The following is a 25881-nucleotide window of genomic DNA, read 5'->3' as shown; positions in this document are numbered from 1 at the left end:
AGTGTTTCATCTCTTTATTTTGTATATTTTGAGAACAAATGAAAAAAATCTCACCAACTCGTATATACGAGTGTTGACTAACTCATATATACGAGTTAATATGTATTTGTAAACGGTATCAAAAAAAGAAAAGAGGGACGGAATATGGGGAAGGATTATCGTAAGACAGCAGAAGAAGTGCTGCAATATATTGGTGGGAAAGAAAATATTGAACAAGCAGCGCACTGTGTAACAAGACTACGCATCGCTTTGAAGGATGAAAGTAAAATAGATAGCGAAAAACTGCAATCGATTTCTTTAGTAAAAGGTGCGTTTCATAACGCTGGGGTATTTCAAATCGTTATTGGTCCAGGAGATGTAGATCGCGTATACGCTGAATTGATAACGCTTGCAGATATGAAAGAATCCACGGTAGCAGATGTAAAAGATTCAGGGAATCAAAAATTAAATCCGCTTCAAAAGTTTGTAAAAGTATTTTCTGACGTATTTATGCCGATTTTACCGGCGATTATAACAGCTGGTTTATTAATGGGAATTAATAACTTATTAGGTGCAAAGGATTTATTTTTTGATGGCAAAAATTTATTAGAAGTATACCCAAACTTAGGGGGACTGTGGGATTTAATTAATATGATGGCCAATACGGCATTCGTATTCTTACCAGCACTTGTTGGCTGGTCAGCAACGAAACGTTTTGGCGGCAGTCCGATACTTGGTATCGTAATGGGACTTATGTTAGTACATCCTGATTTATTAAATGCATGGAATTATGGAAAAGCAGCTGCAGGGCTAGAGGGACAAAAAATTGAGTACTTCAATATTTTAGGATTGTTCCAAATTGAAAAAGTAGGTTATCAAGGACAAATTTTACCGATTTTAGTAGCGGCATTTGTCTTAAGTAAAGTTGAGATTTTCCTGAAAAAACGTGTGCCAAATGCGATTCAATTATTAGTTGTTCCGATTACAACAATTGTTGTAACTGGTGTATTAGCGTTAGGAGTCATTGGTCCAGTTACACGTCATATCGGCGATTTATTAACAGCTGGTTTAGTTGGTGTATATGAAACAGTTCCTGCTTTGGGGGCAGTATTATTTGGCGCATTGTATGCACCGTTAGTCATTACAGGTATGCATCATATGTTTATTGCGATTGATTTACAGTTAATTTCGCAAAATGGTGGTACATTTATTTGGCCAATGATTGCACTTTCTAACATTGCGCAAGGTAGTGCAGCGCTTGCAATGTTTTGGATTTCCAAAAATCAAAATGATAAAAGTATGGCGTCTACATCAGCGATTTCGGCGTACTTCGGTATTACGGAGCCAGCGATGTTTGGCGTAAACTTACGAAATAAATTTCCGTTTTATGCAGCTATTACGGGATCGGCAATTGCAGCAGTATTTATCACGTTAAATGGTGTATTAGCACCAGCGATTGGAATTGGTGGGTTACCAGCATTTATTTCTATCATTCCGAAATCGATTCTAATGTTCGTTGTTGGGATGATAATCGCAGTAGTGGTACCATTTGTTTTAACATGGTTATTTGCAAAACGAGTAAAACAGAAGTAGGAGGCAGTTTAGTATGAAAGATTGGCATAAAAGCGTTGTCTATCAAATTTATCCGAAAAGCTTTAATAGTTACTACAACACAGAGACCGGTGACATAAAAGGGGTCACAGAGAAACTAGATTATTTAAAAGAACTCGGAGTGGATTACATTTGGTTAACACCGGTATACCAATCACCGCAAAATGATAATGGCTATGATGTAAGTGATTATTATTCTATTGATCCGTCTTATGGAACGATGGAGGAATTTGAAGAGCTACTAGCAGAAGCGAAAAAACGTGAGATTGATATTATGCTTGATATCGTTGTAAATCATAGCTCAACGGAGCATAAATGGTTCAAAGAAGCGAGTGAAGATAAAAATAGCCCGTACCGTGATTTTTATATATGGCGTGATGAAAAGAATAATTGGCAATCTAAATTTGGCGGTTCGGCTTGGGAATATGATGAAGAGACAGGGCAATATTATTTACATCTATTTGATAAAACACAAGCTGATTTAAATTGGGAAAATGAAAAACTTCGAGAAGAAGTATACGACATGATGCGTTTTTGGCTTGAAAAAGGTGTTAGAGGATTCAGGCTGGATGTCATTAACTTAATTTCAAAAGAACAGCATTTTTTAGATGATGAAGGAACATCGGCTACAAGCGACGGACGTAAATATTATACAGATGGACCGCGTGTTCATGAATATTTACAAGAGATGAATCGTGAAGTGTTTGAAGGAAAAGATGTGATTACAGTCGGAGAGATGTCGTCTACGACAATTGAGAATTGTGTCAAGTATTCGAATCCAGAGCGGAAGGAATTAAGTATGACATTTAGCTTTCACCATTTAAAAGTAGATTATCCAAATGGTGACAAGTGGACGAAAGCGGATTTTGATTTTGTGAAATTAAAAGAAATCATGTCGAAGTGGCAAACCGAGATGCAAGAGGGTGGCGGCTGGAATGCATTATTTTGGTGTAATCATGATCAACCACGTATTGTTTCTCGCTTTGGTGATGATAAACGGCACCGAAATGAATCTGCAAAAATGTTAGCAACAGCGATGCATATGTTACAGGGGACACCTTATATTTATCAAGGTGAAGAAATTGGGATGACGAATCCGGACTTTGATGATATTAGTAAGTATCGTGACGTAGAATCTTTAAATATTTATAAGATGAAGAAGGCGCAAGGGATGTCAGGTGAAGAAATTATAGGTATCCTGAAACAAAAATCTCGTGATAATTCGCGCACGCCTATGCAGTGGAATGGAGAAGTGAATGGTGGTTTTACAACAAGTACACCTTGGATTTCAGTTGCGGAGAATGCAAAAGAAATAAATGTGGAAAAAGCGCTACAGGATAAAGAGTCTGTGTTCTATCATTATAAAAAGCTAATTGAACTTAGAAAAACATATGACGTTCTTACAGAAGGTAAATATGCAGTTTTAGATATAGAGCATCCAAATATTTGGGCGTATACACGCACGCTAGATAATGAAGTATTGTTGGTTGTAAATAATTTTTATGGGGAAACAATCACATATTCCGTACCAGATGAGGTTCAGTTAACTGGAATGAAGCAAGAAGTATTATTATCAAATTATGAGGATTCTGGTGAAGATATTAGAAAGCTTATCCTTAGACCGTATGAATCCATTGTGTATCGACTTACTAAATGATTGAAAAAAGAGGTTGTATGTTTATAACATACAACCTCTTTTTGATTTAAAACACCACTATATATTTTTTGTACTATAAAGGTTACGTCCAATGGTATGTACAATTACATCATTTGATGAATAGGGAATTTATGGAATGTGATTTATACTAGTATTGTGTCTTGCCTTTTTAGGCCTAGTACACAGCCGGTGATTGGCTAGTGGAAGTTCTTCCATTTTACCAGTTCCGTTTTTTTGTTGGATAATAGAGGAAATATATTTTCTACAAGAAAGAAGGGACCGTTTTGAAAGATGTAAATTCTATTTCTAGGTAGAGGCAGAGTTTTTTAATTATATTCATAGAAGTATTTTCCATATTTATGGTAAATTAAATATAGAGATACATAAAGGAGGGGCTACATATGGAAATAGCTGTAGAACGAGTTTTTACCAATAAAATTTTAGAAGAAGCTGCAAGAAGATTTAATGTTACAGTTGAAGAAAATCCGCTAGGTGATTTTGAAAATTATATTTTTCATGCAAAGGATGAAAGCGGAGTATCTTACGTATTAAGATTAACGCACTCTTCACATCGATCTGAAAAGCAAGTAGAAGCAGAATTAGATTTTTTACGGTATCTTGCAGAGAACGGAGCTAAGGTTGCAGCGCCATATTATTCAAAATCTAAAAAACTTGTAGAAGTAATACAAGCAGTAGATGGAACATTTTTTTATGTTTCTCTTTTTACCTATGCAACGGGTGAAAGAGTAAAGGGCGAAACATCTATTTATTGGGGCGATCCCCTTTTTGAAGCATGGGGAAAAGCAATTGGTCAACTTCATCGTCTTACAATTGATTATCCAAAAACGAAATATCGAGATACGTGGGAAGTAGAAGAAAAAGCAATTATTGATGAGTTAGATGACGAAAAGGTGCAAAATATAGCTTATATATTAATGGAAGAGATAAAGGCCCTTCCAATGGAAAAAAGAACGTTTGGTCTTATGCATGGTGATATTCATCAAGGGAATTTTCATTATGATGGGAAAGAGCTAACGATTTTTGATTTTGATGACGCGACTTATAATTACTTTATTCATGATTTGGCGATGGTTATCTATTATTCCGTTCTTTCAACCGCATGGACTGAACAAGAGAAAACATTGTTTGCACGTAAACAACTGCAAGTATTACGAAAAGGATACGAGTTAGAACATCAATTAGAGGAAAGTTGGTATGAATCGCTACCACTATTTTTACGACTTCGTGATATTGGTTTGTATGGTACGATTCAGAAAAAATTCAAAGGAAAAGAAATGCCAGTACATTTTCAAAAACTAGCAGATGCCATTTATGTAAGAATTATAAAGCAGGAAGCAATTGTGAATATATAATACACATGCAACGTAACAAAGTATATAGATCGAATATATACTTTGTTTTTTTATACAAAAATATGTTTGTTTTATCAAAATAATATTGTCATAGACTTTAGATACCTTTATAATTTTTGTATATTCTGAATATTCTTTATAAAGTGAAAAGGAGGGGGAATGGATTGGAAGCTTTCGTTACTTGGCTAAATAATATTGTATGGAGTCCCGCACTTGTTTATTTATGTTTAGGAGTAGGTTTATATTTTTCAATTCGAACGAGATTTTTACAAGTTAGGCATGCAGGTGAAATGGTGAGACTTACATTTCAAGGAGAAAAATCAGAAGCAGGTGTTTCTTCTTTCCAAGCGTTAGCACTTTCTTTATCTGGGCGCGTTGGAACAGGGAATATTGCTGGTGTAGCAACAGCGGTTGCATTTGGTGGTCCGGGAGCTGTCTTTTGGATGTGGGCTGTAGCATTTTTAGGGGCAGGATCTGCTTATGTGGAATCGACACTTGCTCAAATATACAAGACGAAGCATCAAGGTCAATTCCGCGGTGGCCCGGCTTACTATATTGAAAAGGGATTAGGGGTTAAGTGGTATGCACTCGTGTTTGTCGCTGCAACCATTCTTGCAACAGGAATGTTACTCCCAGGTGTGCAAGCGAATAGTATTGCCTTGAGTTTGGAAACAGCTTTTGGTATTAATACATCTGTATCAGGAGCAGTATTAGTTGTTGTATTAGCACTTATTATTTTTGGTGGGGTTAAGCGTATCGTTAACGTAGCACAGGTTGTTGTGCCATTTATGGCGGTTGGATATATACTTGTTGCTTGCGTAATTGTGTTTATGAATATTGAAAAGTTGCCTGAAGCATTTATGTTAATTATAAAAAGTGCATTTGCATTAGAGGCTGCTTTTGGAGGGATTATCGGTTTAGCAATTTCTTGGGGAGTAAAACGTGGTATTTATTCGAATGAAGCAGGTCAAGGAACTGGGCCACATGCTGCTGCTGCTGCTGAAGTATCTCATCCAGCAAAGCAAGGCCTTGTGCAAGCATTTTCCGTTTACATTGATACATTATTTGTTTGTTCAGCAACAGCATTTATGATGATTATTACAGGCATGTATAACGTATTTGATGCAAGCGGAAAAAATTTCATTGTAAATAAATTGAATGGTGCAGAACCAGGACCAGGGTACACACAGGCAGCAGTTGAATCTGTATTTCCTGGATTTGGAAACGGTTTCGTTGCAATTTCCCTATTATTCTTTGCTTTTACAACGATTATGGCGTATTACTACATTGCAGAAACGAATATTACTTATTTAAATCGTGATAAAGATCGTCCATGGATGTCACTTGTTTTAAAAATTGTTTTCTTAGGCGTTGTATTTTACGGCTGTGTCAAAACAGCAGCAACTGCTTGGGCTCTTGGTGATATCGGTGTAGGGATTATGGCATGGGTCAATATCATTGCAATCTTACTTTTACAAAAACCGGCACTGCTAGCACTGAAAGACTATGAAAAGCAGAAAAAAGAAGGGAAAGATCCTGTATTTGATCCAAAGGAGCTAGGAATCAAAAATGCTGATTTTTGGGAGCATGAATACGGAAAAGATAAGAAAGAAGAAGTGTCATAATAAGGTACTTGTAGAACAATAACGGGCAGTATATCTGCTCGTTATTGTTCAAATAATGGGAATTTATGTCTGCATGGCCGAATAAAATTTGAAGCAGAGAAATTTCACTTTATAAATAATCGCCCCAATTTAAAATACGATAGAAATAGAGAAGAAAGGAGGAAGCGAATTGATTGCCTTTCGTAATGTAAATAAGTTTTATGGTAGCTTTCAAGTCTTAAAAAATATTAATTTACAAGTTCAAAAAGGTGAAGTAGTTGTAATTGTTGGACCATCAGGGTCTGGAAAAAGTACATTGCTCCGCTGCATTAACCAATTGGAAACAATTACAGAAGGAGAATTAGTCGTACAAGATGTGGAAGTACATAATCCGAAAACAGATATGAATCAATTACGCCGAAATATTGGAATGGTATTTCAGCATTTTTATTTATATCCACACAAAACAGTGCTCCAAAATATTACACTTGCACCGATAAAAGTAAATAATATCTCAAAAGAAGAAGCGGAAAAAACAGCAATGTATTATTTGCAAAAAGTAGGGATTCCAGAGAAAGCGAATGTGTATCCGCAGCAATTATCAGGGGGACAACAGCAACGGGTAGCAATCGCAAGGGGATTAGCAATGAAACCAGAAATTATGTTATTCGATGAGCCAACTTCTGCACTTGATCCAGAAATGATTGGTGAAGTGCTCGATGTTATGAAAACCTTAGCAAAGGAAGGGATGACGATGGTTGTCGTGACCCATGAAATGGGATTTGCACGTGAAGTAGCAGATCGTATTATATTCATGGATGAAGGACAAATCATTGAAGATACAAAGCCAGTGAACTTCTTTGCAAACCCAGAGCAAGAAAGAGCACGATTATTTTTAAGTCGAGTGTTAAACCATTAGAGGAGGGGTTTTATGTTTAAGATGAAGAAACTGTTCGTTTTAATTGTATTTTCATGTTTATTTACTCTGATCGTAGCAGGTTGCGGGAAGGAAACGTCCAAAGAAGTTTCTAAAGAAACTTCGGGCGGAAAAGTGGTAGATCAAATTAAAAAGCGTGGGAAATTAGTAGTCGGAGTTAAGAATGATACAAACTTATTTGGATTGAAAGACCCTGCAACAGGGAAGGTAGAAGGGTTTGATGTTGATATAGCCAAAGCGCTTGCGAAAAAAATTCTAGGAGACGAGAGTAAAGTAGAATTCAAAGAAGTGACGTCTAAAACACGTATTCCAATGTTGAAAAACGGCGATATTGATACGATTATCGCAACGATGACAATTACAGAAGAGCGTAAAAAAGAAGTTGATTTTTCAGATGTATATTTTAAAGCAGGACAGTCGTTACTTGTGAAAAAAGAGAGCAAAATCAAGAGTATTGATGATGTGAAAAGCGGTGTGACAGTATTGGCGGTAAAAGGATCAACTTCTACCCAAAATATTCGTAAAAAATCACCAGAAGCAAAGGTGCTAGAATTTGAAAATTATAGTGAAGCATTTACAGCATTAAAAGCAGGGAAAGGTGATGTCCTTACAACAGATAATGCGATTTTATACGGTATGGCAAAACAAGATGCAAATTATCAAGTTGTTGGAAAAATTTTCACGGATGAACCGTATGGAATTGCTGTTCAAAAAGGAGCAACAGATTTAACAAAGGTAATTAATGATTTGTTAAAAGAGATGAAAGCAAATGGAGAATACGATAAATTATATGAAAAATGGATTGGTGAAAAGCCAGAGAAGTAAAGTATAGAAAGAGTAAGAGGATGAGAGATACTCATCCTCTTCTTGTAAAGAAAGAGGGGGAGCATTTGCCTGATTTTTCTATTCTTACAAACAATCTTGATTTGTATTTAGAAGGATTTAAATATACAGTGATGTCCAGCATTGTTGCACTGATTGGGAGTTTCATTCTTGGTACGATTATGGCAGTGATGCGAATTGCACCCATTCGAGTTTTGAATTGGTTTGGCGCAGCTTATGTAGAATTCATTCGAAATATTCCACTTGTTTTAATTGCGTTTGTATTTTATTTTGCTTTTCCGGTAATGGGTGTTACATTAAATGGTTTTATTGCTGGTACGGCTGCACTTACAATCTATACAGCCGCATTTATTGCAGAAGCAATTCGAGCTGGAATCTTGTCAGTTCCGAAAGGACAGATGGAAGCAGCACGTTCTTCTGGCTTAACGTACGTGCAAGCGATGTATTATATCGTTTTACCACAAGCTATTAAAATAGTAATTCCGCCATTAGGTAATCAATTTCTCAATTTAGTAAAGAACTCATCTATCCTTGGCATTATTGCTGGAGCAGATTTGATGTATCAAGGAGATTTAATTTCAACAAGAACATTTGTTACATTTGATGTGTATATATTTGTTGGTATGTTTTATTTATTATTGACTGTACCGCTTAGTATGCTTGTGCGTTATTTTGAGAAACGCTTAGCGAAAGGAGCGGTGTAAATGGATTTTCGAGGTGCTTATACAGGCGATCATGTTTTATTTTTATTAAAAGGGCTACTTGTTACATTAGAAATAGCTGTTGTAGCGATTTTACTTAGTTTTATTATTGGTAGTATAGTGGGGACTTTACGATATGCAAAAATACCAGTCGTATCACAGTTACTAGCTTTTATCGTTGAAATTATTCGAAATTTACCACTGCTTTTAATCATCTTCTTTACATATTTTGCACTCCCAGAAGCTGGGCTAAAATTAGAGATTACAACGGCAGCAATTGTTGCTTTAACGATATTTGAAGCAGCGATGATATCAGAAATTGTTCGCAGTGGTTTATTATCGATTGAAAAAGGACAAATTGAAGCAGCGCGCGCGTCTGGATTATCATATATCCAAACACTTTGGCATATTATTTTACCGCAAGCATTGAGACGAATGGTACCACCGCTCGTCAGTCAATTTATCTCGTTATTAAAAGATACGTCACTAGCGGTTGTTATCTCCTTGCCAGAACTCATGCATAATGCCCAAATTATTAATGGACAAAACGTAAACTATATGATTCCTACATTACTACTTGTTGCTTGTATGTATTTTGTTGTCAACTACAGTTTATCACTTGTGTCTAGGAAATTAGAAAGTCGTTAACTCTTACATGAAATGAGATGTGAGAGTTTTTTTATGTTTTTTACATAGTTTAAAAGTTGGGATTTGGAAGATATTTAGTTTTTTAGTAGTGTAATTGTAAGATAGATGAAAAAACATTATATTTTATCAGAAAAGTTTTAATTTTATATAGAAATTGTAACCGCTTTCGTGTATATTTTTATTATCAGAAAATTTTAAAAAGAGATAGAGGGTACTTGTAGGGGAGGATTACGATGCAGCAAACAACGAATGAGAAATTACATCGTACGATGAAGAGTAGACATTTATTTATGATTGCACTTGGAGGTGTAATTGGAACAGGTTTTTTTCTTGGATCAGGATATACCATTAACCAAGCAGGACCAGGAGGCGCGATCCTTTCTTATTTAGTCGGTGGATTTATTATGTATTTAACAATGCTTTGTCTTGGTGAGCTAACGGTAGCGATGCCGGTTTCTGGTTCTTTCCAAAAATATGCGACGAAGTTTATCGGTCCAGGAACAGGATTTATGATTGGATGGCTTTATTGGCTTGGATGGGCAGTTACAGTTGGTTTAGAGTTAACGTCTATCGGCTTAATGATGAAAAGATGGTTTCCAACTGTAGATGTTTGGGTATGGTGTCTTGTATTTGGAGTTATTTTATATATGTCAAATGCTATCTCAGCAAAGAGTTATGCTGAATTAGAATTTTGGTTCTCAAGTATTAAAGTAATTACAATTATTGCATTTGTTGTTCTTGGTGGTAGTGCGTTATTTGGTTTTTTACCGTATGACGGAAAAGAAGCAGCGCCTCTTTTTTCTAACTTTGTGAGCGATGGTGGATTGTTCCCGAATGGACTGGCTGCTGTGCTTCTTACAATGATTACAGTTAATTTTTCCTTCCAAGGAACAGAGTTAATTGGGATTGCAGCAGGAGAGAGTCAAGAACCGGAAAAAACAATCCCACGTGCAATTCGTAATACAGTATGGCGCATTATGTTGTTCTTTATTTTAACAATGACGATTTTAGTAGGTTTAATTTCATGGAAAGATGCAGGGGTTATTGAAAGCCCATTCGTTGTTGTATTTGATAAGATCGGTATTCCATATGCAGCAGATATTATGAACTTCGTTATTATCACTGCTTTATTATCTGTAGCAAATTCAGGATTATATGCGGCGACGCGTATACTATGGTCACTTGCAAATGAAGGAATGGCACCAACTTCCTTCAAAAAGGTAAATAAACGCGGTATTCCGATTACGGCATTAGTAGTTACAATCGCAGTAGCGGCATTATCTTTACTAACAAGCTTTTTGGCAGAGGATACAGTATATATTTACTTATTATCTGTTGCTGGTTTATCTGCAGTTGCAAGTTGGATTATCATTGCTTTATCACAACTTCGATTTAGAAGTCAGTATGTAAAGCAAGGCGGAAAAGTAGAAGATTTAAAATATAGAACACCGTTATATCCAATTGTTCCTATTTTAGCGTTAATTACAAATAGCATTGTTGTTATTAGTTTAGCATTCATTCCAGAACAGCGTATGGCGCTATATTGCGGCATTCCATTTATCATTTTCTGTTACGTGTATTATTATATAAATAAGAAACGGAAGCAAATTACGAAAGTGGAGATGGGAACAACGTATGAAACTAACAATCAAGCATGATGATATTGAGACAGAACTTTCACATGGTCAATTGTCTATTGGAAAAGAAAGTGGATATACACCGTTAGAGTTATTCGTTTCCTCTATTGCAGGGTGCAGTGCAATTGTATTTCGGACAATTTTAGAAAAGAAGCGTATTACATACGATACGTTTACAATTGAAACTGAAATTGGAAGAAACGAAGTTTTACCAAGGCCGGTAGAAAGTCTTCATTTACACTATAAAATAAAAGCAGAACGAATTACACAGATACAGTTAGAAAAAGTGTTAGAGCTTGCGGTGAAGAATTGTACGATTGCTCAATCTGTGAAGGATAGTATAAAAATTACGGAAACAATTGAGTTAATTGGTGAATAAACTTTTGTAGAGCAAATAATGTGCGAAAAAGCTTAAGAGAAATTCTCTTAAGCTTTTTTACATACTGATTGGCAATGACATAGTAAAGCAAGAACCTTGATTTACTTCACTTGTAACAGTAATTTCTCCGCCATGTAGTTCGACTATTTCTTTTACAATGGCAAGTCCTAATCCAGTTCCACCAGTTGAACGAGATCTTGCTTTATCGACGCGATAAAATCGTTCGAAAATGTGTGGGATATCTTCTTCTGGAATTCCTTCTCCTGTATCTTGGATGGCAATTTCAAGTTGTGTATTATGCTCTGTAACGGAAATGGTAATTCGAGAATGTTCAGGTGAGTGTACATACGCATTATTTAATATATTGATGATAACTTGTTCAAACCTTTGTTCATCAAGAGCTATAGAAAGTGAAGAAGGACATGTTGAAGAAACAATGATATGTTTTGCTTCATACACTATATTCACTTTTGTAACAATGCGAGAAAGAAAGGTTTGCAAGTGTACTTCCTTTGCTTGAATAGAAAAATTATGTTTTTCCATTTGAGCAAGCAAGAATAAGTCTTGTACTAAATTTGTAATATAATCAGCTTCATCTTTTATAATTGATAAATATTTTTGGCGCTGCTTAGGAGATGTACGGTTTTTCATGGCGATATCTGCATATCCCCTCACATAAGTTAGCGGTGTTCTTAGTTCATGAGCGACACTTGCTAGAAATTCACTGCGTTCTTTTTTCATATAATGTAAATCATTCGCGAGCGTTTGGATAGACCCTGCAAGTTCACCAATTTCATCATTTCGAGTACTAGTTAGAGATACGGATAAATCACCATGACTCATTTTTTCAGTAGCATGCTTCATACGGAGAAGTGGTTTTGTTAACAGACGCGATAGAAGAAATATCGTAATGACTGTTAAAATAAATGTAACAACACCAGCAACAAGAAATTGTTTTGTAAGACCTGCAATCATTTCTTTAATGGAGCTTGTGCCAAGAAACATATAAACATAACCTTGCGTTTTTCCTTCTATTATTATTGGACTAACTGTGCATATATAATTAGAAGTTTTCCAGTGGTTCTCCACGATCGTTCCGTTATGGTTCGTATTTGCTATCATTCCAATAATGTGCCTCTTTATAGTGGAATCTATATCATTAGATTTTGCTAATATTTTTTTCTGAGCGTTTGTAATAATAACTTTTGTTTCAGCTTCTGACTCCATTAAAGCGACATGAGAGATTGTTTGGAAATCAAAATATTTCTCAAGTACATCTCGGTGGCTATTTCCACGTTTTAATAATGCTGTCATTTCCTCATTTACCCTCGTATTGACAAGGCTATAATAGAGTAAAACAAATAGGACGGTTTCGATTAAAAGCGTAACAATTAAAAAGTAAAATCCGAGTTGAACAGAAATTCGTTTCATCGCGTAACTCCTTGATTTTCAGCGTCAATCCACCGGTAGCCAACTCCATACACAGTTTTTAAATGTTCGTCAATTGGAAAATTGTTCTTTCGCAATTTATCACGTAAGTTACGAATATGAGAATCCACTGTGCGATCCTCTGTATTTGTATCTAGTCCCCAAATCCGCTCAATAAGCTGATCGCGACTTAATACGTAGTTCACGTGACGTAGAAATAAACCAAGTAAAGAAAATTCAATTGGTGTAAGAAGGAGTTCTTGTTCATAAACGGAGATAAAGTGTTTCGCTTCATCCCACAAAATTCCTTTATATCGTAGTTGCTCATGTTGATTACTGCGCCGTAATACTGCTTCAATACGTGCTAATAGTTCACCTTCATGAAAAGGTTTTGTTATATAATCATCAGACCCGATTTTTAATCCTTGAATAACATCAATCGTCTGATCGCGTGCGGTTACCATAATAATAGGAACGTTACTAAACGAACGAATTCTGTTACATGTTTCCCAACCATCCATTTTCGGCATCATAATATCGAGAAGAACAAACTTAAAACTTTGGTTTTCTATATAAGAAATAGCTTCTTGTCCAGAAGTCGCACAAACGCAGTTATATCCTCTAGGAGTAAAATAAAGCGTTAATAATTCGAGCATACGTGGTTCATCATCTACAAGTAGTATATCCATCATATAATATCCTCCGTATTTGTATTCACTACTAAAAGTGTAATGCAAAATCTTGAAGAAATGGTGCAGATTATCATGCATCTGCATAATTTCTTCAGAATTGCTTGTTATTGTATAGTTGAAATTTACATTTTAGGTAAAGATTATAGGCTCAAACATGATGGGGATGGAGGCGATATAGTGAAAAAAGCAACTCGAGTTTTGAGTATGACAATAGTTGCTGTACTTGGACTTGCAGCGTGTGGACAAGCAAATACAGAGCATGAAAATCATGAATCTACAAAAGAGAAGAAAAATGAGCAGCAAAAAGATATGAAGGTGCATCATGCAGCGATGCCACCGAAAGAAATGAATACTGGAGCATCTAGAGATTTATTAACAACAAGTTTAAAAAATGTAACACGATTAAACACAAATGATCCTGTTCAAATGGCAGTATTAACATCACAAACAATATGGCCAGCGACTCACAAAGAGAACCAACCAGGAGCGGTGATTTTAGTACCAGCTAATCAGTGGCAACTTGGAATTGCTAGTGCGGATCTCATTCATCATCCAAACAATGGACCTATTTTATTTATGAATAAAGAAAGTATTCCAGAGGCGACGTTAAAAGAAATCAAGCGGTTAAACCCACTTGGAACAAAAGATGGAACACAAATTATGGTGATGGGAGATGTAGAATCTTCCATATTAAATCAACTGAAAGAATATAAAATAAAGCAAATAAAAGAAACGGATTCAGCAAATTTTGCGAAAGATGTTGATAAAGAATATGCAGACATAACAGGGAAGTACCCAGAAAGTGTCATTATCGGTTCGTCTGAAGAAGAAGGACGCTTATATACAACACCTGCTGTGAATTGGATTGCTCATATGCCTGAACCTCTTTTATATGTAGCAAAAGATAAAGTACCTGAGGCTACAATAGAAGCGTTGAAAGCAAGAAAAGGGAAAGCAAATATATATCTTTTAGGACCTGAAAAAATTATTTCAAAAGAGGTAGAAAAACAGTTAAGTAAGCATGGGAAAGTAACGCGCATTAGCGGAGAAAATCCAACAGAAAACTCAATCGCTTTTGCAAAGTTTAAAGATAAGAAAACACAATTTGGATGGGGATTCACAAAACCAGGGCACGGCGTATCATTTGTTTCAACAGAAACTCCCGATTTAGCAATTGCTGGAGCGCCGTTTTCACATATGGGGAAACATGCACCTGTTCTATTATTAGATAAAGGGAAGGTTTCACAGCCAGTATATGATTTATTAGCTACGATTCAACCAAAATTTAAAGATGATCCAACGCTCGGGCCATATAACCACGGTTTTCTATTAGGTAATACAGAGAATATTTTGTTTGAAACGCAAGGAATACTTGACGAGAAGTTAGAGATTGTTCAAGAAAATGGTGGGGGACACGGTGGACATTAAGAGAAAAGACGTTGCATGATGCAGCGTCTTTTCATTTGGGAAAGTTTTTTATAGCAAAAAATCTGACATTCGTTATATAATAGCACTCGTGCAATCGGCCCGATTTTCTTACGGAGAAAATCAAAAAATAAGAAAAGTAGAGGAGTGTTATCTTGTTACACATAATCTAGCTCTTGGTGTTATGATTGGTACAGTAATAAGTGCAGTTTTATTCGCAGCAAATATGGCAAAGATTCACGTGAAACATTCTTATGTTGGTGAGAAAAAGATATACGCTGTTCACGGATAACTCTTCTTTGCATCGACTACAGAATTTATAAATGTATTTCAGTTTAAAGAAGATGTGACAGAAGTAGAAATTGATTTTACACACGCCCATGTATGGGATGATTCAGCTGTGGCTGCGGTTGATAAAGTTGTAGTGAAGTATGAGAGAAATGGTGTGAAAGTAAACATAACGGGATTAAATGAGCGTAGTTCAGAGCTTGTTACAAAATTGGCGAAACAAGCTGTTCGTTAAATAGGAAGAACCTTTTCGAAGGACCGAAAAGGTTCTTTTTGTATTATAATACGAGTATGATGATGAAAGGGGTTTCAGAAGATGTACAAGCAAATTATATTAGCATGTGATGGTTCAGAACACGCAATACGTGCAGCAAAACATGCCGTACATATTTCTACATTGAGTAAGGAAGTAACCGTTGAAGTTGTATACGTAGTAGATAGTAGAACAGCAAAATCAGATATTATACAGGGACAAACAAATATAGAAACAATTTCAGCTAGTCGAAAAGATAGATTAAAAGAAATTGAGATTTTATTACAGCAAGAAGGAGTTTCTTATAAAATTACGATTTTACATGGTGATCCAGGAAATACACTTGTGCAATATGTAAATACAGGAGACATTGATCTTGTAATAGTGGGGAGTAGGGGATTGAATACATTGCAAGAAATGGTACTTGGTAGTGTAAGTCATAAAATAGCAAAACGAGTGAAATGTCCGGTGATGATCGTGAAGTAACAGGCAGCAGAAATGTTGTCTGTTTTTTTGAGATAAATCTTACAAAATTGTAAGACTGTTGTTAGGGAAATCGATGTTTTGAAATTTCCTCCATTGATATGATGTAATCATCAAAGGGAGAGAATGGGGGATGTAAGAAATGAAAGCATTTCAAAGTTTAACATATAGTCAAGGAGTGAGTCTTATTTGTTTAGGGGGATTTACTACTTCGGTGACATTGGCTATTGCTATGAAAATGTTTCAGCAGATGTTTTTATAAAAGTAATGTTGTAAATAGAAGGGAAATGATTGTTATAGGCTGCAAGACAATATCACTAGACATAAATAAAAAATAACTCTTAGCATATATCTGAATGCTAAGAGCTATTTTATTTCTTTACTTCAGCTTTTGTTCCCCACTGATTAAAGCTTTTCACTTTATCTTATAGAAGTTTTTAAGAAAACCCTCCGTTTAAGCTTGTTGTGATTTTGAAGATCCTGTGTTTAAAGTTAGAGCAAGGAATACAATCGCAAGTACACAAGATGTAAGTAATAGAATGAAACCGCCGTTCCATCCGAAAGCATCTACAATAAAGCCCATTGCAGCACTAGCAAATGCAGCACCGCCCAGGTAACCGAAGAAACCTGTTAAACCAGCAGCTGTTCCAGCAGCTTTCTTTGGTGCTAAGTCAAGGGCATGTAATCCAATGAGCATAACTGGTCCATAAATTAAGAAGCCAATTGCCACTAGTGCGATGCTATCGATGATTGGATGACCAGCTGGATTTAACCAATAAACAAGAACAGCAATGAATACACCAACCATGAATAAAATACCAGCAGGGGCACGGCGCCCTTTAAATAATTTATCGCTCATCCATCCGCAAAGGAGTGTGCCCGGAATACCAGCAAATTCGTATAATGCGTATGCTGTACGAGAACTATTATGAGTAAAGTTTTTTTCTTCTACTAAATAAGTAGGTGCCCAGTCTACAACACCGTAGCGTACGAAGTATACGAATACGTTAGCTATAGCGATGTACCATAAAAATTTGTTGTTTAGTACATAAGTAAATAAAATTTCCTTTACCGAAAGTTCGCGTTCACGATCTTTTACTCTTTCATCTGAAGGATATTCACCCGTATATTCTTCAATAGGTGGTAATCCACAAGATTGCGGTGTATCGCGCATTACAATTAATACATAGATCCCAACTAAAATTGCAAAAATACCTGGGAAGTAGAAAATGCTTTGCCAGCTACCAGCAAATAAGAATAGTCCTAATGTTACGAGTGGTCCCATAAGTCCGCCACCAACATTGTGGGCAACGTTCCAAATGGACATTTTTGTACCGCGTTCACTAATAGAGAACCAATGAACCATTGTGCGGCCACATGGAGGCCAGCCCATACCTTGTACCCAACCATTTAAAAATTGAAGAACAAACATAAGCAAAATACTTGTTGTAATAAAAGAGAATGAACCAAAGATAATATTAATGATACCGGATAAAAATAGTCCTGCCGCTAAGAAGTAGCGGGGGTTACAACGGTCGGAGACAATCCCCATAATAAATTTACTTAAGCCATATGCAATGGATACAGCAGAAAGGATAACTCCAAGTTCACTTTTGCTAAATCCTTGTTCAACAAGATAAGGCATAGCCAGTGAAAAGTTTTTGCGAACAAGGTAGTAACCTGCATAGCCAATGAAAATGCCTAAAAATACTTGTAAGCGCAGTTTGCGGTATTCGCTATCAATGCGATCAGCAGGTAAGCGCTCTGTATGCGGCGCAGGTTTAAACAACTGAGTTAAAAACATAACCTAAAAATCCTCCTCTATTATTGAAAACGTTTTATGACATAGTCTTTATACTCTCATTCCCCATGACTGTCAATATTAACTTGGTCAAAAATTATACAACTTTGCGACAAAAATGTAAACGTTTTTACAAAATAAAATTATTGACGAAATTAATTATAGGGTTTAATATTTAAATACGTTAAATATTTTATTGTTTAAATAAGAGGTGGATAACATGCCAAATGATATGACTCATATTGATAGAATTCAGGCTTTAGCATTCTCTATAGGAAAGAAAATGCAAACGGAGTTACTAGAACAAATGCAAGCATCAGGACTTACACCACCGCAATTTTATATTTTAAAAATTTTAGACCATTACGGTGCATCAAGAGCAACGAAATTGGCGAAGAAAATGTATGTGAAACCAAGCGCAATTACAGTGATGATCGATCGGTTAATCGATCAAGAATTGGTACTGCGCTACCATGACAAAGAGGATCGCCGTGTTGTTGTAATTGAGCTGACGAAGAAGGGGAAAGATGTAGTAGAAGAGGCAATGACTGCTCGTAATAAGCATATTGCAAAATACTTCTCACAGTTAGAATTACAAGAGAGAGAAGATTTACTACGCTTATTTGAAAAGTTAGAGGTAATTATTTGCGGGGAATCTGAGAAGAAAGAGACAAACTAAAAGGAATTGAGGAGATTACATGGAGCAACAAGAAAATCAGAATAGAAAGCTGTTGTTAATCGGTCTAGTTATTGCCATGTTATTTGCTGCATTAGATGGAACAATCGTTGGTACAGCAATGCCGCGAATTGTTGGCGATCTAGGCGGATTAAGTTTAATGACATGGTTAACAACGGCATATATGTTAACATCAACAACAGTTGTACCAATTGCAGGTAAGTTAGCGGATTTATTAGGACGTCGTAACGTATATATTACAGGATTAATCATTTTTATGGTTGGTTCAGCACTTTGCGGTATGGCGAATGGTATGACTGAGTTAATTATTTTCCGTGGTATTCAAGGGCTTGGTGGCGGTATTATGATGCCAATGGCGATGATTATTATCGGGGATATGTTTACAGGGAAAGAACGTGCGAAATGGCAAGGAATCTTTGGAGCGTTATATGGTCTTGCTTCCGTAATTGGACCGCAAGTGGGCGGTTGGATTGTTGATGCTGTCAACTGGAGATGGGTATTCTATATCAACTTGCCAGTCGGTATTTTGGCGACAATCTTTATTGCAATGGGATTAAAAGGACATAAACAAACAGGTCCAATTAAAATTGATATCGCTGGTATTTTCACGATGATTCTTGGTGTTGTGACTTTATTACTTGCACTAACGTTTGGCGGGAAAGACTATGCTTGGGATTCTTGGCAAATCATTGGATTATTTGCACTTGCTATCATTGGTATAGTAAGCTTCATCATTGTTGAAACGAAGGCGGAAGAACCAATTTTACCAATGCATTTCTTTAAAAACCGTACATTTACACTATTAAATGCAATTGGTTTCTTTATGAGTATTGGAATGTTTGGTGCAATTATGTTCGTTCCATTCTTTATGCAAGGAATTGTTGGCGTAAGTGCGGCTGAATCTGGAACGATAATGACACCAATGATGATTACGATGATTGTGATGAGTATTATTGGTGGTCAGCTTGTATTAAAGGTAGGCGTAAAACCACAAATTATTACAGGCATGCTCATTATGGCTGGCGGTTTTTGGTTATTAACAACAATGGATATGCATACAACTAAACTTATTGCAACATCATATATGATGATTATCGGTTTAGGAATGGGTCTTGTAATGCCGACATTAACATTAGCATTACAAGAAAGTTTCCCGAAAAAGGATCTTGGAGTTGTAACATCTTCAAGTCAGTTCTTCCGTCAAATCGGTGGGACGTTCGGAATTACGATTTTAGGTTCTATTATGAATAATACGTCGGGTACAACATTGACAAATAAATTAGTTCCTGTACTAGATACATTCCCAGCAGAAGCGGGACAAATGGTAACGAAGTTTAAAGATATGATTCATACAGATCCACAAAGTTTATATTCTATGCTATTTAGCCCAGAAGCATTAAAACAAATGCCAGAAGCATTCTCAAATAGCATTGTACCAATTTTGAAAACATCTTTAGTGGATTCACTTCATAGTGTATTCCTAACAGGATTAGTCTTTATCGTAGTTGGTGCCGTATTTACAATCTTCTTACAAAAAATTAAGCTTTCTAATCGTAAAAAAGGTGCAGAAGAACCTGCTACTGAAGTAGAAGAGAAAGATACAAACGTATCTTACTCATAATAAGAAAAAAGCATCGCCTTATGGTGGTGCTTTTTTAGTGTATAACATATAATCTTTTTTAGTTATAAATGATTGACGTATTTTTGTAAATGAGTTATATTATTTTCTGTAAACGGTTACATGAAATGGAGAGGGAAGAGAATGAGTACGATTAAAGATGTTGCGAAATTAGCAGGAGTATCTGTTGCGACCGTTTCCAGGGTGTTAAATAAGAACGGATATGTTCACGAAGATACATTAAAAAAAGTGGAACGAGCAATTGAACTGTTGGATTATAAGCCTAGTACAGTAGCACGTTCTTTATATAATAAAAAATCTCGCTTAATTGGTTTGGTTGTTCCAAATATCGTGAATCCATTCTTTCCAGAAGTTGCACGTGCCGTAGAGGATGTAGCACATAAGCAAGGATACACAGTTGTACTTTGTAATTCTGATGAAAGTTTAGAGAAAGAGAAACAATATATTGATGTGCTCAGACAAAATAATGTTGATGGGTTTATTGTGGCAACGAACCCACAAAATAGTATGAATTACATGAACTTGTCTGTGCCAGTTGTGGCAATTGACCGCATGTTTAATGAGCGTATTCCGACGGTATATGCAGATAACTATGCGGGAAGTCAAGAAGCAACAAAGTTACTGTTAGAAAAAGGGTGTCAACATATTGCGCATATTCGTGGACCGCGCGATGTGAGTACAGCAAATGAGCGTTTTGAAGGTTTTGTAGATGTTATTACACAATATGGGCTTTCTTATATGATTGCAGAAAGTACGTTTGATCCGGCAGATAGCGAACGTGTGGCAATGGAATTGTTAGAAGAGTATCCGCATATCGATGGCATTGTAGCTGGAAATGATTTGATTGCCATTGGGGTAGTGAAAGCGGCATTACAAAAAGGAATTTCCATTCCTAATGATTTACAAATTATTGGATTTGATGGTATTTCTTTAACAGAAATGATGTATCCATCTCTTACAACAGTTGCACAACCTATTTATGAAATGGGACGAATTGCAACAGAATTATTGCTAGAGCAAATGGAAGGAAATCAATTAGAAACCGAACATTATCGTTTACCGATTGAAATTATAGAACGAAATACAACGAAGTAAGGAGATGAGATATATGCCAAACATTGCAGTAGTCGGCAGTATTTCAATGGATTTAGTCGCTGTTTCAAAAAAGCGACCAAAAGCAGGAGAAACAGTGATTGGAGAAGCGTTTCATACAGTGCCTGGAGGAAAAGGAGCAAACCAAGCTGTTGCCGCAGCTAGATTAGGTGCAAATGTGGCAATGGTAGGTGCTGTAGGAAATGATGATTATGGTAAGCTAGTTAGAAAAAATTTAGAGAATGAACGTATTTTTATCGACTATGTGGTACCGGTTACAGATGAAACGACAGGAATTGCGCATATTGTTTTGGCCGAGGAAGATAACAGTATTGTTGTTGTGCAAGGAGCAAACCGTCTCGTGAATCAGCAAATTGCCGATCGCGCAAAAGATCTTCTTGTAAAAGCTGATATGGTTGTCCTTCAGCTGGAAATTCCGCTAGAAACAGTGGAATACGTTCTTGATATTTGTGAAGAACACAAAATTCCGGTTATGTTAAATCCAGCTCCGGCACAAGTATTGCCAGTAGATATTTTAGAAAAGGCGACGTATATTACACCGAATGAGCATGAATGCCGCATTGTATTAGATGATTTTACGTCACCAATTGAAGAGTTACTTGCGAAATATCCAAATAAGTTACTGATGACAGAAGGTGGGAAAGGTGTTCGTTTCCATAATGGTACAGAGATTGTTCATGTACCAAGTATTGATGTTGAAGTAGTGGATACAACAGGAGCAGGTGATACTTTTAACGGTGCATTAGCGGTTGCACTTTCCGAAGGTGAGACATTACAAAAAGCAATCAGCTTTGCAAACATTGCCGGCGGTCTTTCTGTAACAAAGCTAGGGGCACAAGGTGGTATGCCAACAAGAGAAAAGGTAAGAGAAGTGCAGGTGATTGTTGGATGAAGAAGCATGGTGTATTAAATAGTGAAATTGCTGCGGTACTTGCTTCCCTTGGACATACGGATACAATTGTGATTGCTGATTGTGGTTTACCTATTCCAGATGGTGTAAAGCGAATTGATTTAGCGGTAGAACTTGGAAAACCATCGTTTCTAGAGGTGTTACAAGTTGTGATAGACGACATGGCAGTTGAAAAACTAACATTAGCAGAAGAGATTACGATCAATAATGCAGAAGTAAACAGAGAAGTTGAAGCACGTTTAAAAGAAGCTGCTTTTGAATACGTATCGCATGAGCAGTTTAAAGAACGTACAAAACAGGCAAAGGCAGTTATTCGTACGGGAGAAGCAACGCCATATGCGAATGTTATTTTACATGCCGGCGTGATTTTTTAATAAAGGGATGTGATGAGAATGCGTATTGAAATGAAAAATATTTCGAAAGCGTTCAATGGTAATCCTGTTTTAAAAAACGCACAGTTTAGTATTGAAACAGGAGAAGTCCATGCACTGATGGGGGAAAATGGAGCGGGAAAATCAACGCTCATGAAAATTTTAACAGGTGTATATACGAAAGATAGTGGTCAAGTCACGATTGATGGGCAAGAACGGACATTTAAAAACGCAAAAGAAGCTGAGGAATACGGAATTGCTTTTATTCATCAAGAGCTGAACATATTACCGAACTTAACAGTTGCTGAAAATATGTTTCTTGGGAAAGAGTTGATGTACGGCAAAACAGGCATTTTACGTACACGGCAAATGAATGGGTTAGCGCAGCAACAATTAGCAAGTCTTGGGCTTCACGTAAAAGGGGCTATGCTTGCTGGGGAATTATCAGTTGGACAGCAGCAAATTATTGAAATTGGTAAGGCCTTAATGACAAATGCAAGCGTTATTATTATGGACGAGCCGACAGCAGCCTTAACGGACCGCGAAATTGAAACACTCTTTACGGTTATTAATAAATTACGTAAAGAAGGCGTATCGTTCGTCTACATTTCACATCGCATGGAAGAAATCTTTTCTATTTGTGATGCTATTACGATTTTACGTGATGGGGAATATGTTGGAACGAGGTTAATTCCAGAAACATCATTTGATGAAGTAGTGAGTATGATGGTTGGTCGCAGCATCGGTGAGCGCTATCCGGAGCGCGATGCGAAGATCGGTGAAGTTATTTTTGAAATGCGTAACGCAACGAAAAAAGGGAAGTTTGAAAATATTTCGTTTCAAGTGAGAAAAGGTGAAATTCTCGGTGTCGCTGGATTAATGGGAGCTGGCCGCACTGATATTATGAAGACGATATTTGGACATGAACCGTTAGATTCGGGCCAAATATTTATGAATGGGCAAGAAGTGAAAATTGATAGTCCAATTGATGCAATACGGCAGCGAATTGCCTTTATTACAGAAGATCGAAAATCAGAAGGGCTTGTCTTAGATTTTTCTATTCGTGAAAATTTAGCATTGCCAAATCTAGGGGATCTCTCAAAAGGTAGTGTGATGGATAAAGGAGTAGAAGCACAGTTCACAGAGGATATGATGAAGCTTCTCAATGTAAAAGCGGCAAATGGTGAACAAGCCGTCAAATCACTTTCTGGTGGAAATCAACAAAAGATTGTTATTGCAAAATGGCTAGGAATCCATCCGCAGCTGTTAATTTTAGATGAACCAACACGGGGCGTTGATGTTGGAGCAAAAAAAGAAATTTACTCTATTATGAACAAGCTTACAAAGCAGGGGGATGCGGTTATTATGGTTTCATCCGAACTTCCAGAAGTTTTAGGAATGAGCGATCGTGTCCTTGTTATTCATGAAGGAAAAGTAGGCGGTATTTTAGAGAAAGATAAAGCAACACAAGAGTCCATTATGGCATTAGCTACAGGGGGAGAGTAAGTTATGGCTAAAAAGGGGAATATATTGCAGCAGCTAGGTTCTTTAATTGGATTGGCACTGATTATTGTAGTTATTACAGCATTAAATCCAGCATTTATTGAAATACCAAATTTATTTAATATTTTACGCCAAGTATCGATTAATGCACTCATTGCATTTGGAATGACCTTCGTTATTTTAACTGGGGGTATTGACTTATCGGTAGGTTCTATTTTAGCATTATCAAGTGCACTTGTTGCTGGAATGATGGCAAGTGGCATGGATCCGTTCCTTGCAATGGCAGTTGGATTATTGGCTGGGCTTGTAATGGGAATTGTAAACGGTATCATCATTGCGAAAGGAAAAGTGGCACCATTTATTGCGACATTAGCAACAATGACCATTTTCCGAGGGCTTACGCTTGTTTATATGGACGGACGTCCGATCACTGGCCTTGGTGATCACTTAATGTTTCAAATGTTTGGCCGTGGTTACTTCCTTGGTATTCCCGTACCAGCTGTAACGATGATGATTGCTTTTGCTGCATTGTACTTTATTTTAAAGAAGACAACGTTTGGTCGCCGTACTTTTGCAATTGGTGGAAATGAAGAAGCAGCGGCATTATCAGGTATTAATGTAACGCGAATAAAAGTAATGATTTATGGTCTTTCTGGAATTCTGGCAGCGCTTGCGGGTATCGTGTTAACATCACGCTTAGATTCTGCACAGCCAACTGCTGGTTCTTCTTACGAATTAGATGCAATTGCTGCAGTTGTATTAGGAGGAACAAGTCTTTCTGGTGGAAGAGGTTGGATTGTCGGCACGTTCATTGGTGTACTGATTATCGGTGTACTAAATAACGGTCTAAATTTATTAGGTGTATCTTCTTTCTTCCAACAAGTTGTAAAAGGGCTTGTGATCTTACTTGCTGTATTAATTGATCGTCGAAAAGAAGCATAATGGAGGGACAATTCATGAAAAAATGGTTACTTGTACTCGTTGCACTCATAATGGCAATCACTGCTGGTTGTTCAATGGAACCACCGGAATGGGCGAAGGATTCTAGCGATAAAAGTCGAAATAAAACTATTAAAGTTGGATTTTCTGTTTCAACTTTAAACAATCCATTTTTCGTTACGTTGAAAAAAGGGGCAGAAAAGAAGGCGAAAGATAGTGGCATTGAGTTAATTGCTGTTGATGCACAAAATGATGCAGCGAAGCAAACGAATGATGTTGAGGATTTAATTCAAAAAGGCGTTGATGTAGTTGTCATTAACCCAACAGATTCAGATGCAGTTGCTTCAGCAGTAAGTGCAGCGAATGCAGCAAACATCCCTGTTATTACAGTAGATCGTGTTGCAAACTCAGGAAAAGTTGTTTCACACATCGCATCAAATAATGTAGAAGGTGGAAGCATGGCTGGTGACTACATTCGTGAGCTTGTTGGTGAAGGTGCAAATGTTGCTGAGTTAGAAGGGATTCCTGGATCATCCGCTGCTCGTGAGCGTGGGAAAGGATTCCATAAAGTTGCCGATAAGGGGCTAAAAGTTGTTGCAAAGCAAGCCGCAGACTTTGACCGTGCCAAAGGATTATCAGTTATGGAAAACATATTGCAGGCAAATAATGATATAAAAGCAGTGTTTGCTCATAATGATGAAATGGCATTAGGGGCACTTGAAGCATTAAAATCTGCTGGAAAAACAGATGTGGTTGTTGTTGGATTTGATGCCACAGATGATGCTGTGAAAGCGGTTAATGACGGACGTATGACAGCAACTGTTGCGCAAAAACCAGAATTAATCGGAGAGAAAGCGATGGAAACAGCAAGACAAGTGAACCAAGGTAAAAAAGTGGAAAAATTCATTCCGATTGAATTAGAGCTTATTAAGAAAAAATAAAATATAAACTTACATTTAGGAAGGAAGAA

At 36.7% G+C, this 25881-nt stretch carries 24 protein-coding genes and 1 pseudogene; 22 read left to right on the top strand and 3 right to left on the bottom strand.

Annotated features, from left to right (window positions below; genetic code table 11):
- Positions 1–144: 144 nt before the first annotated feature.
- The 10 genes from treP (at position 145) to C564_RS0112570 (ending at position 11369) form a co-directional block, all read left to right on the top strand.
- Positions 145–1572 (top strand): PTS system trehalose-specific EIIBC component, encoded by a 1428-nt coding sequence (treP, locus tag C564_RS0112615; protein WP_003195237.1) that lies wholly within the window; start codon positions 145–147, stop codon positions 1570–1572.
- A 13-nt stretch (positions 1573–1585) separates the two neighbouring features.
- Positions 1586–3247, top strand: coding sequence for an alpha,alpha-phosphotrehalase (treC, locus tag C564_RS0112610; RefSeq protein WP_003195235.1), 1662 nt, complete (start codon positions 1586–1588; stop codon positions 3245–3247).
- Between the two features lie 401 nt (positions 3248–3648).
- The gene (locus tag C564_RS0112605; RefSeq protein ID WP_003205891.1) at positions 3649–4620 is read left to right on the top strand and encodes a phosphotransferase enzyme family protein; all 972 of its coding nucleotides are present in this window, start codon (positions 3649–3651) and stop codon (positions 4618–4620) included.
- Positions 4621–4784: 164 nt separating this feature from the next.
- Entirely contained in the window at positions 4785–6245 is a 1461-nt protein-coding gene (locus C564_RS0112600) for an alanine/glycine:cation symporter family protein (protein WP_018765564.1), read from the top strand.
- Positions 6246–6414: 169 nt separating this feature from the next.
- Positions 6415–7143, top strand: coding sequence for an amino acid ABC transporter ATP-binding protein (locus tag C564_RS0112595; protein ID WP_003195229.1), 729 nt, complete (start codon positions 6415–6417; stop codon positions 7141–7143).
- Positions 7144–7155: 12 nt separating this feature from the next.
- A complete protein-coding gene (locus C564_RS0112590; protein ID WP_018765563.1) occupies positions 7156–7986 on the top strand; it encodes a glutamate ABC transporter substrate-binding protein in 831 nt (276 codons plus the stop codon).
- A 65-nt stretch (positions 7987–8051) separates the two neighbouring features.
- Positions 8052–8708 carry an amino acid ABC transporter permease gene (locus C564_RS0112585; protein ID WP_026008548.1) on the top strand — a complete coding sequence of 219 codons (657 nt, stop codon included), beginning with the start codon at positions 8052–8054 and terminating at the stop codon, positions 8706–8708.
- Positions 8709–9353, top strand: coding sequence for an amino acid ABC transporter permease (locus C564_RS0112580; protein WP_003195223.1), 645 nt, complete (start codon positions 8709–8711; stop codon positions 9351–9353).
- A gap of 233 nt (positions 9354–9586) precedes the next feature.
- A complete protein-coding gene (locus C564_RS0112575) occupies positions 9587–11011 on the top strand; it encodes an amino acid permease (protein WP_003195221.1) in 1425 nt (474 codons plus the stop codon).
- Entirely contained in the window at positions 10989–11369 is a 381-nt protein-coding gene (locus C564_RS0112570) for an OsmC family protein (RefSeq protein WP_018765562.1), read from the top strand. The genes C564_RS0112575 and C564_RS0112570 overlap by 23 nt, the downstream gene beginning before the upstream one ends.
- 57 nt (positions 11370–11426) lie before the next feature.
- Here C564_RS0112570 and C564_RS0112565 read toward each other — a convergent pair whose 3' ends face one another.
- Together C564_RS0112565 and C564_RS0112560 are read right to left on the bottom strand one after the other, a co-directional pair.
- Complete coding sequence (locus tag C564_RS0112565) at positions 11427–12800, bottom strand: sensor histidine kinase (protein WP_018765561.1); 1374 nt, start codon at positions 12798–12800, stop codon at positions 11427–11429.
- Positions 12797–13489, bottom strand: a complete 693-nt coding sequence (locus tag C564_RS0112560; protein ID WP_018765560.1) for a response regulator transcription factor — start codon at positions 13487–13489, stop codon at positions 12797–12799. Before C564_RS0112560 ends, C564_RS0112565 begins: the two co-directional genes overlap by 4 nt.
- Before the next feature lie 177 nt (positions 13490–13666).
- Between C564_RS0112560 and C564_RS0112555 the strand changes: the two genes are divergently transcribed.
- From C564_RS0112555 to C564_RS34705, 4 genes and pseudogenes are all read left to right on the top strand, one after another.
- Positions 13667–14917: a hypothetical protein gene (locus tag C564_RS0112555; RefSeq protein ID WP_018765559.1), complete on the top strand. Its 1251-nt coding sequence runs from the start codon at positions 13667–13669 to the stop codon at positions 14915–14917.
- Positions 14918–15068: 151 nt separating this feature from the next.
- Positions 15069–15437 (top strand): annotated as a pseudogene (locus C564_RS33475) (STAS domain-containing protein); the annotation flags it as partial.
- Positions 15438–15518: 81 nt separating this feature from the next.
- Positions 15519–15941 carry a universal stress protein gene (locus C564_RS0112545; protein ID WP_003195208.1) on the top strand — a complete coding sequence of 141 codons (423 nt, stop codon included), beginning with the start codon at positions 15519–15521 and terminating at the stop codon, positions 15939–15941.
- 139 nt (positions 15942–16080) lie between these two features.
- A complete protein-coding gene (locus tag C564_RS34705) occupies positions 16081–16200 on the top strand; it encodes a DUF4027 family protein (protein ID WP_003195205.1) in 120 nt (39 codons plus the stop codon).
- A gap of 192 nt (positions 16201–16392) precedes the next feature.
- Here the strand turns inward: C564_RS34705 and glpT are convergent, their stop codons facing one another.
- Positions 16393–17742 carry a glycerol-3-phosphate transporter gene (gene glpT / locus C564_RS0112535; protein ID WP_018765557.1) on the bottom strand — a complete coding sequence of 450 codons (1350 nt, stop codon included), beginning with the start codon at positions 17740–17742 and terminating at the stop codon, positions 16393–16395.
- A gap of 217 nt (positions 17743–17959) precedes the next feature.
- Between glpT and C564_RS0112530 the strand changes: the two genes are divergently transcribed.
- The 8 genes from C564_RS0112530 (at position 17960) to rbsB (ending at position 25852) form a co-directional block, all read left to right on the top strand.
- On the top strand, positions 17960–18418 hold the full coding sequence (locus C564_RS0112530; protein WP_003195202.1) for a MarR family winged helix-turn-helix transcriptional regulator: 459 nt from the start codon (positions 17960–17962) through the stop codon (positions 18416–18418).
- A 19-nt stretch (positions 18419–18437) separates the two neighbouring features.
- A complete protein-coding gene (locus C564_RS0112525) occupies positions 18438–20057 on the top strand; it encodes an MDR family MFS transporter (RefSeq protein WP_006093539.1) in 1620 nt (539 codons plus the stop codon).
- 141 nt (positions 20058–20198) lie between these two features.
- Positions 20199–21170: a LacI family DNA-binding transcriptional regulator gene (locus C564_RS0112520; RefSeq protein WP_018765556.1), complete on the top strand. Its 972-nt coding sequence runs from the start codon at positions 20199–20201 to the stop codon at positions 21168–21170.
- A 13-nt stretch (positions 21171–21183) separates the two neighbouring features.
- Positions 21184–22080: a ribokinase gene (gene rbsK / locus C564_RS0112515; protein WP_018765555.1), complete on the top strand. Its 897-nt coding sequence runs from the start codon at positions 21184–21186 to the stop codon at positions 22078–22080.
- Positions 22077–22472: a D-ribose pyranase gene (gene rbsD / locus C564_RS0112510; RefSeq protein ID WP_018765554.1), complete on the top strand. Its 396-nt coding sequence runs from the start codon at positions 22077–22079 to the stop codon at positions 22470–22472. Before rbsK ends, rbsD begins: the two co-directional genes overlap by 4 nt.
- Before the next feature lie 18 nt (positions 22473–22490).
- Positions 22491–23975 carry a sugar ABC transporter ATP-binding protein gene (locus C564_RS0112505; RefSeq protein WP_018765553.1) on the top strand — a complete coding sequence of 495 codons (1485 nt, stop codon included), beginning with the start codon at positions 22491–22493 and terminating at the stop codon, positions 23973–23975.
- A gap of 3 nt (positions 23976–23978) precedes the next feature.
- A complete protein-coding gene (locus tag C564_RS0112500) occupies positions 23979–24914 on the top strand; it encodes an ABC transporter permease subunit (protein ID WP_003195190.1) in 936 nt (311 codons plus the stop codon).
- Positions 24915–24928: 14 nt separating this feature from the next.
- Entirely contained in the window at positions 24929–25852 is a 924-nt protein-coding gene (gene rbsB / locus C564_RS0112495) for a ribose ABC transporter substrate-binding protein RbsB (RefSeq protein ID WP_018765552.1), read from the top strand.
- Positions 25853–25881 lie beyond the last annotated feature (29 nt).

Source organism: Bacillus sp. 105MF (genome assembly GCF_000374885.1).
Classification (GTDB): Bacteria; Bacillota; Bacilli; order Bacillales; family Bacillaceae_G; genus Bacillus_A; species Bacillus_A pseudomycoides.
The sequence above is the reverse complement of the archived record's forward strand: the minus strand, read 5'-3'. Positions and strand labels throughout refer to the sequence as shown.

What these genes read in the sequence shown, in the direction of transcription:
- C564_RS0112500 (WP_003195190.1), top strand. Translation starts at nt 23,979, where the DNA reads ATGGCTAAAAAGGGGAATATATTGCAGCAGCTAGGTTCTTTAATTGGA.
- C564_RS0112590 (WP_018765563.1), top strand. Translation starts at nt 7,156, where the DNA reads ATGTTTAAGATGAAGAAACTGTTCGTTTTAATTGTATTTTCATGTTTA.
- C564_RS0112570 (WP_018765562.1), top strand. Translation starts at nt 10,989, where the DNA reads ATGAAACTAACAATCAAGCATGATGATATTGAGACAGAACTTTCACAT.
- glpT (WP_018765557.1), bottom strand. Translation starts at nt 17,742, where the DNA reads ATGTTTTTAACTCAGTTGTTTAAACCTGCGCCGCATACAGAGCGCTTA.
- rbsK (WP_018765555.1), top strand. Translation starts at nt 21,184, where the DNA reads ATGCCAAACATTGCAGTAGTCGGCAGTATTTCAATGGATTTAGTCGCT.
- C564_RS0112505 (WP_018765553.1), top strand. Translation starts at nt 22,491, where the DNA reads ATGCGTATTGAAATGAAAAATATTTCGAAAGCGTTCAATGGTAATCCT.
- C564_RS0112560 (WP_018765560.1), bottom strand. Translation starts at nt 13,489, where the DNA reads ATGATGGATATACTACTTGTAGATGATGAACCACGTATGCTCGAATTA.
- C564_RS0112565 (WP_018765561.1), bottom strand. Translation starts at nt 12,800, where the DNA reads ATGAAACGAATTTCTGTTCAACTCGGATTTTACTTTTTAATTGTTACG.
- C564_RS0112530 (WP_003195202.1), top strand. Translation starts at nt 17,960, where the DNA reads ATGCCAAATGATATGACTCATATTGATAGAATTCAGGCTTTAGCATTC.
- C564_RS0112525 (WP_006093539.1), top strand. Translation starts at nt 18,438, where the DNA reads ATGGAGCAACAAGAAAATCAGAATAGAAAGCTGTTGTTAATCGGTCTA.
- rbsD (WP_018765554.1), top strand. Translation starts at nt 22,077, where the DNA reads ATGAAGAAGCATGGTGTATTAAATAGTGAAATTGCTGCGGTACTTGCT.
- rbsB (WP_018765552.1), top strand. Translation starts at nt 24,929, where the DNA reads ATGAAAAAATGGTTACTTGTACTCGTTGCACTCATAATGGCAATCACT.
- C564_RS0112605 (WP_003205891.1), top strand. Translation starts at nt 3,649, where the DNA reads ATGGAAATAGCTGTAGAACGAGTTTTTACCAATAAAATTTTAGAAGAA.
- C564_RS0112580 (WP_003195223.1), top strand. Translation starts at nt 8,709, where the DNA reads ATGGATTTTCGAGGTGCTTATACAGGCGATCATGTTTTATTTTTATTA.
- treP (WP_003195237.1), top strand. Translation starts at nt 145, where the DNA reads ATGGGGAAGGATTATCGTAAGACAGCAGAAGAAGTGCTGCAATATATT.
- treC (WP_003195235.1), top strand. Translation starts at nt 1,586, where the DNA reads ATGAAAGATTGGCATAAAAGCGTTGTCTATCAAATTTATCCGAAAAGC.
- C564_RS0112545 (WP_003195208.1), top strand. Translation starts at nt 15,519, where the DNA reads ATGTACAAGCAAATTATATTAGCATGTGATGGTTCAGAACACGCAATA.
- C564_RS0112520 (WP_018765556.1), top strand. Translation starts at nt 20,199, where the DNA reads ATGAGTACGATTAAAGATGTTGCGAAATTAGCAGGAGTATCTGTTGCG.
- C564_RS0112575 (WP_003195221.1), top strand. Translation starts at nt 9,587, where the DNA reads ATGCAGCAAACAACGAATGAGAAATTACATCGTACGATGAAGAGTAGA.
- C564_RS34705 (WP_003195205.1), top strand. Translation starts at nt 16,081, where the DNA reads ATGAAAGCATTTCAAAGTTTAACATATAGTCAAGGAGTGAGTCTTATT.